The 14,827-nt window shown below is 65.7% G+C and carries 13 protein-coding genes; 7 read left to right on the plus strand and 6 right to left on the minus strand.

Annotation, left to right across the window (positions count from 1 at the left end):
- Positions 1 to 172: 172 nt before the first annotated feature.
- Both ABV518_RS07180 and ABV518_RS07185 read right to left on the minus strand, forming a co-directional pair.
- On the minus strand, positions 173 to 1,072 hold the full coding sequence (locus ABV518_RS07180) for an NAD(P)-dependent oxidoreductase (protein WP_367766183.1): 900 nt from the start codon (positions 1,070 to 1,072) through the stop codon (positions 173 to 175).
- Between the two features lie 41 nt (positions 1,073 to 1,113).
- Positions 1,114 to 2,589, minus strand: a complete 1,476-nt coding sequence (locus tag ABV518_RS07185) for a four-carbon acid sugar kinase family protein (protein ID WP_367766184.1) — start codon at positions 2,587 to 2,589, stop codon at positions 1,114 to 1,116.
- 149 nt (positions 2,590 to 2,738) lie between these two features.
- On the opposite strand from ABV518_RS07185, the gene ABV518_RS07190 reads away from it, so the two are divergent.
- The gene (locus ABV518_RS07190; protein ID WP_367766185.1) at positions 2,739 to 3,443 is read left to right on the plus strand and encodes a FadR/GntR family transcriptional regulator; all 705 of its coding nucleotides are present in this window, start codon (positions 2,739 to 2,741) and stop codon (positions 3,441 to 3,443) included.
- A gap of 31 nt (positions 3,444 to 3,474) precedes the next feature.
- Here the strand turns inward: ABV518_RS07190 and ABV518_RS07195 are convergent, their stop codons facing one another.
- Genes ABV518_RS07195 through ABV518_RS07205 form a run of 3 tightly spaced genes read right to left on the minus strand, consistent with a single transcriptional unit; the run spans position 3,475 to position 7,042 of the window.
- Positions 3,475 to 4,494, minus strand: coding sequence for a LacI family DNA-binding transcriptional regulator (locus ABV518_RS07195; RefSeq protein WP_367766186.1), 1,020 nt, complete (start codon positions 4,492 to 4,494; stop codon positions 3,475 to 3,477).
- Positions 4,495 to 4,511: 17 nt separating this feature from the next.
- Positions 4,512 to 6,092, minus strand: coding sequence for a family 43 glycosylhydrolase (locus ABV518_RS07200; RefSeq protein ID WP_367766188.1), 1,581 nt, complete (start codon positions 6,090 to 6,092; stop codon positions 4,512 to 4,514).
- Positions 6,089 to 7,042: a PmoA family protein gene (locus tag ABV518_RS07205; RefSeq protein WP_367766189.1), complete on the minus strand. Its 954-nt coding sequence runs from the start codon at positions 7,040 to 7,042 to the stop codon at positions 6,089 to 6,091. Before ABV518_RS07205 ends, ABV518_RS07200 begins: the two co-directional genes overlap by 4 nt.
- A gap of 306 nt (positions 7,043 to 7,348) precedes the next feature.
- Between ABV518_RS07205 and ABV518_RS07210 the strand changes: the two genes are divergently transcribed.
- The 6 genes from ABV518_RS07210 to ABV518_RS07235 all read left to right on the plus strand — a co-directional run bounded on the left by ABV518_RS07210 (position 7,349) and on the right by ABV518_RS07235 (position 14,510).
- Complete coding sequence (locus ABV518_RS07210; RefSeq protein WP_367766190.1) at positions 7,349 to 8,653, plus strand: ABC transporter substrate-binding protein; 1,305 nt, start codon at positions 7,349 to 7,351, stop codon at positions 8,651 to 8,653.
- Between the two features lie 48 nt (positions 8,654 to 8,701).
- Entirely contained in the window at positions 8,702 to 9,655 is a 954-nt protein-coding gene (locus ABV518_RS07215) for a carbohydrate ABC transporter permease (RefSeq protein WP_367766191.1), read from the plus strand.
- 10 nt (positions 9,656 to 9,665) lie between these two features.
- The gene (locus ABV518_RS07220; RefSeq protein WP_367766193.1) at positions 9,666 to 10,562 is read left to right on the plus strand and encodes a carbohydrate ABC transporter permease; all 897 of its coding nucleotides are present in this window, start codon (positions 9,666 to 9,668) and stop codon (positions 10,560 to 10,562) included.
- A gap of 108 nt (positions 10,563 to 10,670) precedes the next feature.
- Positions 10,671 to 12,719: a pectinesterase family protein gene (locus ABV518_RS07225; protein WP_367766194.1), complete on the plus strand. Its 2,049-nt coding sequence runs from the start codon at positions 10,671 to 10,673 to the stop codon at positions 12,717 to 12,719.
- Positions 12,688 to 14,217: a pectate lyase gene (locus ABV518_RS07230; RefSeq protein ID WP_367766195.1), complete on the plus strand. Its 1,530-nt coding sequence runs from the start codon at positions 12,688 to 12,690 to the stop codon at positions 14,215 to 14,217. The genes ABV518_RS07225 and ABV518_RS07230 overlap by 32 nt, the downstream gene beginning before the upstream one ends.
- An 83-nt stretch (positions 14,218 to 14,300) precedes the next feature.
- Positions 14,301 to 14,510 (plus strand): dodecin, encoded by a 210-nt coding sequence (locus ABV518_RS07235; RefSeq protein ID WP_141139202.1) that lies wholly within the window; start codon positions 14,301 to 14,303, stop codon positions 14,508 to 14,510.
- 60 nt (positions 14,511 to 14,570) lie between these two features.
- On the opposite strand, the gene ABV518_RS07240 is transcribed toward ABV518_RS07235, so the two are convergent.
- A complete protein-coding gene (locus ABV518_RS07240; protein ID WP_367766197.1) occupies positions 14,571 to 14,789 on the minus strand; it encodes a hypothetical protein in 219 nt (72 codons plus the stop codon).
- Positions 14,790 to 14,827 lie beyond the last annotated feature (38 nt).

The following is a 14,827-nucleotide window of genomic DNA, read 5'->3' on the forward strand; positions in this document are numbered from 1 at the left end:
CGGTGTCTCCTTTGACGAGCCAGTCTTCCAGAAGACGGGCAATCAGGCGCTAACTGTTTCTGTTGGGGAACGCTCTTAAAGGGAACGCTGGGAGGTACGACGACGGCGGAGGGGGGACCGCCGTCGTCGGGCTTTACGGGGAGGTGCTTTAGCGGTGGTGCAGCACTGGTGCTTAGGCTGTGCGCCTGGTGGGCGCGACTACCTTGATGACGGCGGAGTCGTCAGCGGCGGCGAGGCCCTGGGCCTGGCCCAGGAGGTACAGCTGCTCGGCCGCTGCGGCAACGGGGGCCGCGAGTCCGGCAGCGCGGGTGGCTTTGCCCACGATGCCCATGTCCTTGACGAAGATGTCCAGGCGGGACAGGACCTCGGCGCCTTCCTCGGTGTAGGCCTCGAGGATGCGCGGGCCGCGGTTGGAGAGCATAAACGAACCCGCGGCACCGGCCTCGAGGGCTTTGAGGGTCTTCTCCTGGTCCAGGCCCAGGGCGTCGGCCAGTGCCAGGGCCTCGGCAGCGGCGGCGATGTGGACGCCGCACAGGAGCTGGTTGACGGTCTTGAGGGCCTGGCCGTCGCCGGGCTTGTCGCCCACCACGGTCAGGGTGGAAGCGAGGAGTTCCAGCGCGGGGCGGGCCTTCTCCTGGGCTTCGTGGGACGCGCCGACCACGATCAGCAGGTCGCCTTCGCCGGCGCGCTTGGGGCCGCCGGACAGCGGCGCGTCCACGAGCTCGACGCCGAATTCGGCGAGGCGGGCCACGGTGGCGGGGATGGCTTCGGTGCCCACGGTGCTGCCCAGGATGACGACGGCGCCCGGCTCCAGCACGGAGGCCACGCCGTTTTCGCCGAAGAGGACATCGTTGAGCTGCTCGCCGTTGCGTACTGCCAGGAGCAGGGCGTCGGCGCCCTTGGAGGCTTCCCGGGCGGAGGCGAAGGTGCGGATGCCGGCTTCTTCGGCGAGCTTCAGGCGCGGCTCGGCGATGTCGAAGCCGTGGACGGTGAGCTCGCTGGCCAGGCGGGTGGCCATGGGCAGGCCCATGGCGCCAAGGCCCAGGACGGTGATGGTGTAGTTGCTGGTCATGGTGTTCTCCTTTGAAAACTTCGGGATGGAGCCGGTGGGGATTAGAAAGTGTTGCTGAGCTTGCGGGTGACGTCGGCGAGCGACTGGTCGTCGCCCACGTTTCCGGCGAACACGATGTACGGGATGCCCTTGGCGGGGCCGTCCACCGGTTCCCAAAGAGAGACGATGCCCGGCAGCATGGGCCCGCGGACAATGGCGTGCCGGATTTCCAGGCCGTGCGCGGCGACGTCGGAGGACGTGATGCCGCCCTTGGCGATGACAAAGCGCGGCGGGAAGGTCTTGAGCGTCCGGTTCACTACGGCGACGACGGCGGCGGACACTGTGCGCGCGATCCGCAGGCTGTCTGCGGGGCTGTCGGTCTTGATCAGCAGGCGGCTGGTGTGGACGATGACGTCCCCGCCGCGCAACGCCTCCACGACGGTGTCCACGGTCTGGTCAAGGTAGGAGTCCGCAGCGTCGCCCAGCAGCTTCTCGACGTCGATTTCCACAATGCGTGCGGCACTGTGCTGTTCGGTGAGGGCCTTGAGCTGGCGGGTAGTGACGCCAACGTGGGAGCCCACCACGATCAGGCCGCCCGCGGTGGACGGAGTGTTGCCGGCGTAGGCTTCGGCGCCGCTGAGCTCGGCGCGGATTTCCTGGCCGATCCGGGCACGTCCAAACGGCGGGCCCACACGGTAGAGCAGCTTCTTGCCGCGCCGTTCGGCTTCTTCCAGGCCCAGGGACAGGGCGCGGAGGTCGTTCTCGGTGACGATGTCCACGACGATCGGGGTGGAGTTCGTCGCGGGCGCAATGGCATCGGCGATGGCGTTGGCAGTGACCTGCGGATCGGTCGAGGCGCGGATGACGTTCAGGTCCAGCACGATCACGGACTCTGCGGCGAAGCGTCCCCGGGACTTCTCCTCCACGTACTTGGCCATGTCCGAGTTGGCGAAGCCGAACGTGGCGTCCTTGGCGAATTCGGTCTCGGCCACGGGCGTCAGCTTGCCGGCGTCCTCTCCGGTGCCGCGCATGTAATGCACGCCGCCGATGGTCACGCGTCCGGCGTCGGGGAACGCCGGGACCAGGACCACGCCGTCGGTTGCTTCTCCGCTGACCTCGGCCACGGTGGCCGCGATGACGTCGGGTTCGAGCGGGTAGTGGCCGCGGAGGGTGGAGTCGCTGCGGCTCACGAAGCCGAGCCGGAGGCCTGAATCAATGCCGGAACCGGCGGCGGCGAGCGCGTTGCGGACCACTTCCTCGTTGCGGGCGGCGGCTTCGGCGGGGTCCAGGCTGCGCGTATTGGTCAGCACGTAGACGGCGGGCTTGGCCTGGCCAAAGGCCCAGATGAAGTCTTCGACGTCCCAGCGGGTGAGGACGGGCAGGTCCGCAACGGACTGCGTTCCGGTGGGGTCGTCGTCGAGGACCACCAGCATGCGGGGCGACTCGGCGCTGGACGCGGCGACGGCGTCGGCCACCATCGCTGCAGGGATCCGGACTTCGGCCGGAAAGGCGGCCAGGACTTCTGCTTCAAGCGTCATGCTGCACTCCATTGTGGGTGTAATCGGTGGCGATGTGGATATCTGTAAGATGTCTGACATCTAACATTTGAATTTAGTGTGGCATAGGACATACAAACGCGCAAGTAGACTTGTCTGACATATCGGCCACATGGCTTGAACGGGGGAAAATGGCACGGAAATCACTGGTAGGCGTAGTCGCCGACGAGCTTCTGGACCGCATCATCGCGGGGGAATTCCCGCCCGGGGCCAGTGTGCCCGGCGAACTGGAACTCAGCGCCGCGCACGAAGTCAGCCGGATGACTGTGCGCGAGGCCATGAAGACCCTCGAGGCGCAGCGGATCCTCAGCGTTGAGCGCGGCCGCGGCACCTTCGTGAACCCGCTGAACCGCTGGGCTTCACTGGAGGCCGTCCTTCGCGCGGCCTCGGAGGGGAAGAACGAGGCCGAGGCCTCGGTGCAGCTCATCGAACTACGCCGCATGCTGGAGACCGGGGCCTGCGAACTTGCGGCTGGCCGGATCGGCGACGCTGACGTCCAGACGCTCTACGGCTTTGTGGCCGCCATGCGCGCCGCCCACGAGGTCAACGATGTTGCCGCGTTTGTGGAGGCGGACCTGGCATTCCACGACCTGATCCTGCACGCCTCGGAAAACGTCTTTGTGGCTGTCCTGTTCGAGCCGCTGCACCGGGTGCTGGAAAAGCGCCGCACTGAAACGTCAGCGGTGCGCGAAATCCAGGTACACGCGATCGGTCACCACCAGAACATCGCGGAGGCGCTGGAGTCCCGCGACCCCTCCCGCTCCCGCGAAGCCATGGACGCGCACATGCAGCAGACCCTGGACGACCTCAAGAACCTGGTGCTCGAGGCGCAGTAGCCGTCCGGCCGTCGAGCCTGTCGAGACCCGGCTACAGCACCCGCGGCGGGGCGGTAGTGCCGCGGACCACCAGTTCGGTGGCAACTTCCAGTGCAGCCGGAACCGCCGGCCCCTGCTGCTCGAGCTGTTCCACCACGATGCCCACGGCCATGGACGCCAACTGCGCCAGCGGCTGGCGGACGGTGGTCAGCGGCGGAGACATCAGCGCAGCCTGCGCAATGTCGTCGAAGCCCACAATGCTGATATCCCCCGGAATCTTCAGCGAGCGCCCGGCGGCTGCGTTCATGACACCCAGCGCCTGGAGGTCGTTGGCGGCAAAGATCGCGGTGGGAGGCTCCGGCAGGTCCAGGAGGTCCCCGCCGTGGCGGACGCCGGACTCGATGCTGAAGTCGCCGTCGCGCACCAGTTCAGGCAGGACCGGCAACCCCGCTTCATGCAGGGCGGCAGCGTATGCCGCGTACCGCGCACGGCTGTGTCCGGAACCGTGCCCCCGGCCGGTGATGATGCCGATCCGGCGGTGGCCCAGTTCCAGCAGGTGGCCCACTGCGGCGAGCGCTCCGGAGAACGACGCCGGGCTGACGCTGGGGATGGTGAGCCCCTCGGTTCTTTCCGGATCCACCGCTACCGCGGGGATGTTGAGGCTCCGCAGTGTGGTGACCAGCCGCGAGCCGCGGCGCGGAGCCAGCAGCACCACGCCGGCGAGCCGGTTGGCCGAGGATTCCCGGAGCTTCCGCCAGTTCTCGGCGGTGGCGTGTTCTGCCCGCGTGTACACAATCGAATAGCCCAGGCGGGCCGCAGCAGCCTCGGCGCCTTCCATGATTTCCAGCACCCAGGGCGAGTCGAAGTTGTTGACCACTAATTGGAGCAGTCCCGGCTGGTCAGCCGGGGCGTTCCGCTTGGTGTAATCGAGCTCCTCCAGGGCTTGGCGCACCTTGGCCCGGGTGGCCTCGGAGACGTGCGAACGGCCGTTGAGCACTTTCGACACGGTGGGAACGGAGACGCCTGCCGCTGCGGCCACATCTGCGATCTTGGGGCGCGGCGTGGCGGTCAACGGCTGGGTCCTTGCGATCATCTGGAAGCGGTGGCGGCAAAGTGCGGCACAACTGCCCGGCGGACCGGCGCAGTCTCGACCCGCACGGGTCCAACGATAACACTGCCGCCTTCCTGCGAACCCAGCGGGGACGCGGTGAATATGCCCAGTTCAGCGCCGATCCACTTGCCCTCTACCGCCTCGAAATTCCAGCCCTGGACTTCCCACGGCTCGCCCGGCCCGGTCCGCCAGGCGAAGGTGGAGCGCGGTTTTCCGTCTGTCCGGATCTGAAGCTCGATCCTTGCGCTGTCCAGGGGCACGTGGCGTCCGGGCCGCTCCTCATGCGGGCCTTCCCCGCCGGTACCGCTTCCCAGCACAAATCCGTCGGCGGTCCGGATAATCCCCAGCCAGGCGTACTTCTGCCCCAAAACCACGACGCCGGCCCGGGTGCCCACCGGAACATCGTCCAGTTCCAGCGTGGTGGTGAAGGTTGACGGGGTGCCGGGCAGGATCTGGCCCAGCACGTTGGGCAGTTCACGCAGGTTGACCGGATCGTTGGCCTGCGGGCGCAGGACGAGCTGCCCTCCCCCGCCCTGGAAGGACCAGGACTCGCGCGGATTCGCCTGCCAATGCCATTGCGGCCCCAGCCATGGCGAGTCGAAGCTGTCGCTCGCAGGCGGCGCCACGTCCTTCGGCGAGGTTCCCACCGGATAAGGGTGGCTGGCCACCGGAGTGCCAGGGCCGCCGTCGTCCGCGGGAGTTCCCATCCACGGCCAGCCGTCCTCGCCCCACCCCATGGGCTGGAGGTGGACCACCCGGCCGTAGGGGCCGCGGTCCTGGAAGTGCAGGAACCAGTCCTGGCCCGTCGGCGTGGTGACCCAGGCGCCCTGGTGCGGGCCGTTAACGTCAGAGTTCCCCTGCTCCAGCACTTTTCGTCCCTCGTACGGGCCGAACGGCGACCGTGAGCGGAAGACCGACTGCCAGCCCGTAGCCACGCCGCCGGCCGGGGCGAAGATCCAGTACCAGCCGTCCCGCTTGTAGAACTTCGGCCCTTCCAGGGTGGTGTAGCCCGGGAGGTCTGCACCGTTGATCACGTGGGTTCCGTGGTCCAGGAGCCGGCTCGCATCGGGGCTCATCCGGTGCACCGTGAGGCGGTTCTTGACACCAACCCGGCTGTGCGCCCAGCCATGGACCAGGTAGGCATCGCCGTCCTCATCCCACAGCGGGCAGGGATCGATGATGCCGCGGCCGGCGTAGAGCAGGTGCGGGGCACTCCACGGTCCTTCTGCCCGCTCGGCGCTCAGGACGAAAATGCCGTGGTCCGGGTCCGGGTAGAAGATCCAGAAGCGGCCGTCGTGGTACCGGAGGGCCGGTGCCCAGACTCCGCTGCCGTGGCGCACCAGGGAGTAGTGGCTGCCCTGGGGCAGTTCGGGAAGGGCGTGGCCGGCATGTTCCCAGTCCACGAGGTTCCGGGACTTCAGCACGGGCAGCCCCGGCACCCTGTTGAAGCTCGACGCGATGAAGTAGTAGGTGCCGCCCACCTGTACGGCATCCGGGTCAGGCCAGTCGCCGTTGAGGATGGGGTTGGTGTAGACGGGGATGGGAGGCCGCGTTGTCATGATGTCCTGTCGGTTGAGCCGGGGCGGCTGAGTCGGGGGTGCTGGTGGAGAAGTTCGAGGGCGCGGGCGGGAGTCTGCACCGCACCGTCGTGGATGACGGCGTGCAGGCCCAGCCTGAGCGGAGTGTTGTGGTCTGCGTGCGCAGGTTCGGACCAGGCCACTGCGGGTCCGGCCCCCAGGTAGCCTCCCGCCCGGATGAACCACGGGAGCGGGCGTTCCGGGTCCTGGGCAAGCACAACGCTGACGGGACCGCCGTCGATCCGCATGCTGACCGAAAGCCAGGGCGAGCGCGAACCATGGGCGGCGTCGGCGCCGCTGCCGGCGTCGGACAGGACCAGCGGGTCAGCGCTGCCTTGGGGAAACCGCCAGAAGATCCCGCCGTATCCGGCGCCTGCCCGGCCTTTCACGGCCGACGACGACACCTCCAGCTGCTCCACGGTCGCCGCCGGTCGGATCACCGAGGACAGTGAGAGGCTCCATGTGCCGGGCTCCGGATGGGCAAAGTACTCCAGGTGCCGCTGCTCGACGGCAAGTTCGCCACCTGACTCCGACCGCCAGGAGACGCGGCCGGATTCGCTGCCGGTGACCCAGGCGGCGTTCCCGCCGGTGTCCCCGGCTGGCTCCCTCCCTGCGGTTGACTTCCAGCCCTGCAGCACCTGCGTTCCGTGGTTGGCCAGAAGCATGGGACCGCTGGCGGCAGTGAAGGTGGAACCGCCCCAGAAATTGATTCCGTTGACGTCGGAGAAGGCGACGGACAGTCCCAGGTGGTGAGGATGGTCGGCCGGCGCTGCTTCCGTGACGGTGGCGCCGCCGAGGGACCGGACCGGGTGGAGGTAGGGCCTGGGCGCACTGGTAGCGGGCTGCTCCCGTCCGGTGCAGTGGGTGGCGAGTGTCGGGACCGGGTCCGCAACACCGGGGGCCGCAGCCGACGGCGGGGTGTGGATGGCCAAGCAGACCTCCTGGTTGGGTGGCGTGTCCGGGATGTGTGGATCAGCATAGCCATGTCAGAAATCTTCGGCAAGTAGTACAGAAAGTTTCTGCAATCTCCGTTCAGTGGACTTTCAAAATTGTGTTGACAGTCACAGGGTTTTCTTGCTAGAAATCGTTTACTCACAAGTTTTTTAGCAGTTGTTCCCTAAATTCACCGTCACCTGATGTTCCGAACGCTGGAGCCGTACCAGAAAGTTTCCTTTCAACTGGAATTGGCACGTAGCCGGAACAAGCCCGACACACCCCCGCTAGAGAGGCGTCATTCGATGAAGAAGACCACGAGCACCCCGATTCCGCGCAGGATCATCCTGGGTGCTGCACTGACCGCGGCCGGTTTGGCCCTGAGCGGCTGTGGAGGGGCCACCTCCCCGTCCTCCGGCGGCAACGTCGAGCTGAACTTCGTGTACTGGGGTGATTCCAACCGCGCCAAGATGACGGATGCCGCGATCAAGATCTTCGAACAGAAGAACCCGGGCATCACGGTCAAGAGCGAATACCAGGACAGCGGGCCCTACGCCGACAAGCTGGCCACCCGCTTCGCCGGCGGCAATCCCCCGGATGTACTGAACATGGCCAACCGGACCCTGCTGGAATACGCCCAGCGCGGCACGCTGGCAGACCTGAAGTCGCTGTCCGAGATCAACCTCGACAAGATTCCGGCGACGATCCAAAGCCGCGGCGAAGTCGACGGCAAACTGTACGGCCTGGCCACCGGAGTCAACCTGATCGGCATGGTGGTCAACAAGACCATCACGGACCAGGCAGGCGTGACCATCCCGGACGACAAGACCTGGAGCTGGGAGGACTACGCCAAGTTCGCCACCGAGGTGACGCAGAAGACCGGCGGAAAGATTTACGGAGCCGGCTACGACGTGGCCACGGAGACCGGCCCCATCCTGTTGGCCCGGCAGCGCGGCGAGGACTTCTACACCAAGGACAACAAGCTCGGCGTCAGCGAGGACACCATCCGCGAGTGGTTCCAGTACAGCGTGGACCTGCGCAACGCCGGCGGCTACCCGCCGGCCGGATTTTTCGAACAGATCGGCGGCTCGCCGGCGCAGTCCTACCTCGCCAAGGGAACGGTGGCTTCCCAGATCATCCCCATCAACAACTTCCGCGGCTACAACGAAGCATCCGGCGGGAACCTGGTCCTGCTCCGCATGCCCGGCGAAACCACGGAGAAGCGCCGCGGCTACTCAGCCGATCCCAGCATGCTCTGGTCCGTTGCCGCCAAGTCCAAGCACCCCAAGGAAGCCGCCAAGCTGCTGAACTTCCTGATCAACGATGTTGACGGCGCCGCTGAGACCCTGACGCAGCGCGGCGTGCCAATCAACCCCGAGGTGACCGAAGCAATCATGCCCAAGCTCGGCGCGGATGACACGAAGTTTGTGCAGATGGTGGCCGACATCCAGAAGGACGAACTGGCGCCCGCCTACGTCTACCCCAAGGGCGCCAGCGTGGTGGCTGACACCCTCAAGCAGCTCGCTACCGAAGTTGAGTTCGGCCGCGTCACGCCCGCGGATGCCGCCAAGACCTTCATCGAGAAAAGCAATGCGGCCATCAACAAGTAGCCGCCACCACGCCCGGACACGCAAAAACGCAGATAGGAGCCTGGCGCCATGTCAGTGCTGACCAAGCAAGCCCCCGGCGCGGCCGCCACCCTGGCCGCACCGGGGCGCGGTAAACCCAAACGCGGCCTGTCGAGGCGCAGCAACCAGCGCAGCGGCTACCTCTTCCTGCTGCCGTGGTTCATCGGCATGCTGTTCACGATCATCCCGTTCTTCGCCTCGCTCTACCTGGCCTTCACGGACTACAACCTCTTCACGGAGCCGAACTTCGTGGGCCTGGCCAACTTCCAGGCCATGTTCGAGGACCCGCGCCTCCTGCAGTCGCTGAAGGTCACGTTCATCTACACCTTCGTGTCCGTACCCATCTCCCTGGCCATCGCCCTGCTGGTGGCCATGGTCCTGAACCGGGGCCTCAGCGGCCTGTCGATCTACCGGTCCGTGTACTACCTGCCGTCCCTGCTGGGCGGCAGCGTGGCCATCGTGATGCTGTGGCGCTACATTTTCGGCAACGACGGTATTGTGAACGGCTTCCTGGGACTGCTCGGCATCCAGGGACCGGCCTGGGTCACGGACCCCGAGTTCGCGTTGAGCACCCTGATCGTCCTGAACGTGTGGACCTTCGGTTCGCCGATGGTGATTTTCCTGGCCGGCCTGCGGCAGGTCCCGGCCATGTACTACGAGGCCGCCTCCATCGACGGTGCCTCCAGGTGGCGGCAGTTCCGCAACATCACCCTGCCGCTGATCAGCCCCATCATCTTCTTCAACCTCATCATGCAGCTCATTGGGTCCTTCCAGACCTTCACCCAGGGCTATGTGATGAGCGGCGGCACCGGCGGCCCGGCTGATTCCACGCTGTTCTACAACCTGTACCTCTACCAAAAGGGCTTCACCGAATTCGAGATGGGGTATGCCTCCGCGATGGCGTGGCTGCTGTTGATGATCATTGCGATTTTCACCGCCATCAACTTCATCGCGTCCAAGTTCTGGGTCTTCTACGACAATTAAGGCAACCGCAATGGCTCTCCTCGAACTACCCACCAAAAACAAGCAAAAGAAGGACGTGGCGCCGGAAGATGCCTTGACCGGCACACCCGGCACCCGTTTCTCCCGCCACCTGATCCTGTGCCTGGTAGGCCTGGTGATGCTGTACCCGCTGCTGTGGCTGATCTCCAGCTCCTTCAAACCCAGCAACGACATCTTCCGCCAGCTGGGGCTGTGGCCGGAGAACTGGGACTTCAGCAACTACGAACAGGGCTGGACGGCGTTGAACCAGCCGTTCCATGTCTACCTGATCAACTCCCTGATCGTGGTGGTGTTCTCCATCATCGGAAACATCTTCTCCTGTGCCCTGGCCGCCTACGCCTTCGCCCGGATGGAGTTCACCGGCCGCAAGCTCTTCTTCGCCCTGATGCTGGGAACCCTGATGCTGCCCGGCCACGTGCTCCTGGTGCCGCAGTACATCATCTTTTCCCAGCTGGGCTGGCTTGATACGTACCTGCCGCTGATCGTGCCGAACTTCATGGCCACCAACGCGTTTTTCATCTTCCTGATGGTCCAGTTCATGAAGGCCCTGCCCAAGGAGCTCGACGACGCCGCCCAGATCGACGGCTGCGGCCCCTTCCGGACCTTCCTGCGCGTGATCATGCCCTTGTGCGTGCCGGCCATGGCCACCACCGCCATCTTCACGTTCATCTCCACCTGGAACGAGTTCTTCGGCCCGCTGCTCTACATCCAGAACCAGGACCTCTACACGGTTCCCCTGGCGCTGCGCGCCTTTATGGATTCCGAAGGCCAAAGCATGTGGGGCCCCATGTTCGCCATGTCCGTGGTGTCCATCGCCCCGATCATCGGTTTCTTCATTGCCGGCCAGAAGTACCTCATCAACGGCATCGCCACCACCGGGCTCAAGTAACGCCCACAGCGGCGGGCCCGCCTGCTTCTCCGTACGCATCACTGACTGAACGCCCCTTACTGAAGTCCTGGCTGGAGGCTGCCCGGACACAAAACAAAGGAGTTTTGCATGAGTTTGCGACAACTACTCGGGGCGGCCACCGCCGTCGTGATGCTGGGAAGCCTCACGGCGCTCCCGGCCGCCCACGCGGCACCAGCCGGTTCCGGCTTGGGCAGTACCGGCTCCAGCCATACTGGCCTCCAAAACGGGGCCCTGGTTCCCGCAACAACCCAGGACACCGCCGGCACCCCGGAAGCGATGTGGAAGCAGACGCCTGACGGCTTCGCCTCCCTACCCGGCTACGGCCTGGCCGGCACCACCGGCGGCCAGGCCGGCAGGATCGTCACCGCCTCCAGCATTCAGGAGCTAAAGGACTACGCGGCGGCCAGTGAGCCGCTGGTCATCTTCATCCGGGGCACGCTCAAGGCCACTGACTACGTCAAGATCCCGGTAGCGGCCAACAAGAGCCTCATCGGTGTGGGCGCGGGCGCGGAGGTGGTGAACGCCGGCTTCAAGCTCATCAATGTCTCAAACGTCATCTTCCGGAACTTCACAGTCCGGGACGCCTACATTCCGGGCGACTGGGACGGCAAGAGCCCGGAGAATGACCGCGACGGTATCCAGCTGGACACCACCCACCACGTCTGGGTGGACCACATGAAGTTCGAGCGCATGGGCGACGGCCTGATCGACACCCGCAAGGACTCCGACCTCGTCACGTACTCCTGGAACGTCTTCGCGGACAACAACAAGGCCCTGGGCGTGGGCTGGACCGCCAATGCCGTGACCCGGATGACCATCCACCACAACTGGATCCGCAACACCACCCAGCGCAACTTCAGCATCGACAACACGGCCGCAGCGCACGTCTACAACAACTACCTGCAGGACATCGGCCAGTACGGCATGATGGGCCGCAACGCAGCCAAGGTGGTCCTCGAAGGCAACAGCTTCAGCGCCGTCCAGGACCCGATCGTTGCCAAGGATCCCGCCACCGAAGTGGTGAACCGGGACAACATCTTCAACGGCACCCGCGGCCGCAAGGACAACGTCGGAGCAGCCTTTGACCCCACCCAGTACTACGCCTACAGCAAAGACGACGCCGCCCGGGTCCCGGAGCTCGTTGCCGCCGGCGCCGGGCCATTGGAGAACAGCGCCCCGAACAACACCACGGAGATCACCGTTGCCCTGGACGGCACCGGCGACTTCGGCAGCCTCCAGGCCGCGATCGGGTCCGTCCCCAGCGGCAGCACCTTGCCCCGCACCATCACGGTCAAACCCGGAACCTACCGCGAATCGGTGAACATCTGGGCAGACCGCCCCAACCTCACCATCCAGGGCGCCACAGCCAACCCGGCCGACGTCGTCATCAGCTACGACCTCCCGGCCAACGGCGTGAAATTCTTCGGCGGCACCTGGGGAGCGGGCGGCAGTGCCACCCTGAACGTCCTGGCCGAGGGCACCACGGTGCGAAACCTCACCGTGGAGAACGCCTACGACGAGGCCGCCAACGGAGGCAGCCAGGCACTCGCGGTCCGGTCCGTGGCAGACCGTGTGACGTTCGACGGCACCCGGTTCCTTGGCAACCAGGACACCTACCTCGCGGACACCACCGGCCGTGACGACACCGCCCGCACCTACCTGAAAAACTGCTATATCGAAGGCGACGTGGACTTCCTTTACGGCCGCGGCACGGCAGTCTTCGACGGCTGCACCATCCACTCCCTGGATCGCGGCAGCACCACCAACAACGGCTACATCGTGGCCCCGAGCACCAAGAACTCCAACCCGTACGGATTCCTGATCGTGGACAGCACGCTCACCTCCGACGCCGCTCCCGGAACCGTCAGCCTGGGCCGCCCCTGGTTCGCCAGCAGCGATCCGGATGCCCACCCGATGGCCGTCATCCGCGACTCTGTCCTGGGCAGCCACATCGCCGTCCAGGGCTGGTCCGGCATGAGCGGCCACGCCTGGACCGAGGGCCGCTTCGCCGAATACAACAACAGCGGACCGGGCGCCTACGTCAACGAGTTCCATCCCCAGCTCACAGCGGCGGATGCCCTCACATTCACCAAGGAAGCCTTCCTTGGCGACTGGACCCCGGTGGGACGTGGCTGAGATGGCGCATTCACAGTCACAGTCACAGGACCTGAACATCCGACGGCGGACCCTCCTCGCAGCAGGCCTGGCGGCGGGCACCCTGGTGACGTCCGGCCTGCTCAGCCCGGCAGCGACGGCGGCGGACACCGGCGGCGCGAGTCCCGCCGTCGGCAGCTGCGGCTTTGCTGAAGCGGGACTGCCGGTCAACCGTGCACTCGGCGGCGGACCAGCCGGCACCACCTGGACCGAAGCGCCGGAAGGCTTCGCCGGCGTTGCGGCACACGGCCGCGCCGGCACCACCGGAGGGGCCGGTGGCAGGCTGGTCCACGCCAGCACCCCGGATGAGCTCCGGGCATTCGCCAAGAGCACTGAGCCGCTGGTGGTGATCCTGCACGGCGAGCTGGTGTTCCAGCAGTACGAGAAGCTGACGGTGACAGCCAACAAGTCCTTCCTCGGCGCGGGCGAAGGAGCCGCGGTGGTGAACGCCGGTTTCAAGCTCATCAGCGTCTCCAACGTCATCTTCCGCAACTTCACGGTCCGGGACTCCTATATCCCTGGCGACTTCGTGGGGAAACGCCCGGACAACGACAGGGACGGGATCCAAATGGACACCAGTACCCACGTCTGGGTGGACCACATGTACTTCACCCGCCTGGGCGACGGCCTGGTGGACATCCGCAAGGACTGCGACAACATCACGTTGTCCTGGAACGTCTTTGCGGACCACAACAAGGCCCTGGGCGAGGGCTGGACCCAGAACGTGGTCACCCGGCTGACCCTGCACCACAACTGGATCCGGAACACCCACCAGCGCAACGCCAGCCTGGACAACACCGCGGCGTCCCACGTCTACAACAACTATCTGGAAAACATCTCCAGCTACGGCATGCTGGGGCGGAACTCAGCCCTGCTGGTGGTGGAAGGCAACTACTTTCGGGATGTCCGGAATCCGCTCCACCACCAGGGCCCGGGAGGTGAACTGGTGGCACGCAACAACATCTTTGACCAGTGCACCGGCAATACGGGCCAGGAACGGGGCCAGTCCTTCGATCCGGCTGCGGCGTATGCCTACGAGCTGACACCCACGACGGCGGTTCCTGCGCTGGTCCGCGCCTTCGGCGGACCCTTGGGCGGGACGGAATCCGCGCCCGCGAACGTCATCACGGTGGCGCTCGACGGCAGCGGAGACTTCGCCAGCATCCGGGCAGCCGTCGGGGCGATCCCGCCGAACAACCCCGGTCCTGTGACGGTGCTGCTCCAGCCCGGCACGTACCATGAGCCTTCGGTGGTCTGGGGCGACCGGCGCAACGTCACCTTGGCCGGGGCAACGGGAAATGCCGCGGACGTGGTGCTGACCAACAGCGAGGGAGTCACCCTGGTCGTGGCAGCGGACGGTTCAACGGTGCGGGACCTGACCGTCACCTCCGACACCCCGCAGGACGGCAATGTCCTCCGGGCCACGGGAAGGAATGTCAGCTACGCCAACGTGGCGGTTCTCAACGGAACATCCGGCTAGGGGCTGGCCAACGTTCTTGAAGTCCTACTAGGCTTCGAGAACGGCCCGCAACCGGGAATCGAAGGCGATCACGAGGAGCGAAGTTGTCCAACCACACGTACAGCATTACTGAAATTGTCGGCACCTCCGAAGAAGGCGTGGACGCGGCAGTCCGCAACGGGATCGCCGAGGCCGCCAAGACGCTGCGCAACCTTGACTGGTTCGAGGTCAAGGAAATCCGCGGTCACCTCGAAGACGGCAAAGTTGCCGATTGGCAGGTGCGGATCAAGCTCGGTTTCCGCCACGAAAGCTGACCTGCCTGAGTTCTAAGAGTGATGGCCGCGTCCTTTGGACGCGGCCATCACTCGTTAGCTTCAGTTGGACGAGACGATGCCAGTGGTGCGCCGGCGCCACACGGTGGGAACGCCGTCGAACGCGGGGAACACGTGGCCCTCGAAAAACGACAGGACCGTGTGCGGGTCAGCCTCCGGGCTCCACAGTCCGGAAGCTGGGCAGTGGGAGCCGGTGCTGGCGGTCCGGCCGTTGCTGGCAGCGTTGACCTGGCGTTCCTTGAGCAGTGCGATGCGTTTCATCGTTGAGACCATCCTTGGTGGAGAAAACTTTGTTACTC

It is taken from the genome of Arthrobacter sp. HS15c, from assembly GCF_040812005.1.
Lineage (GTDB): Bacteria > Actinomycetota > Actinomycetes > Actinomycetales > Micrococcaceae > Arthrobacter.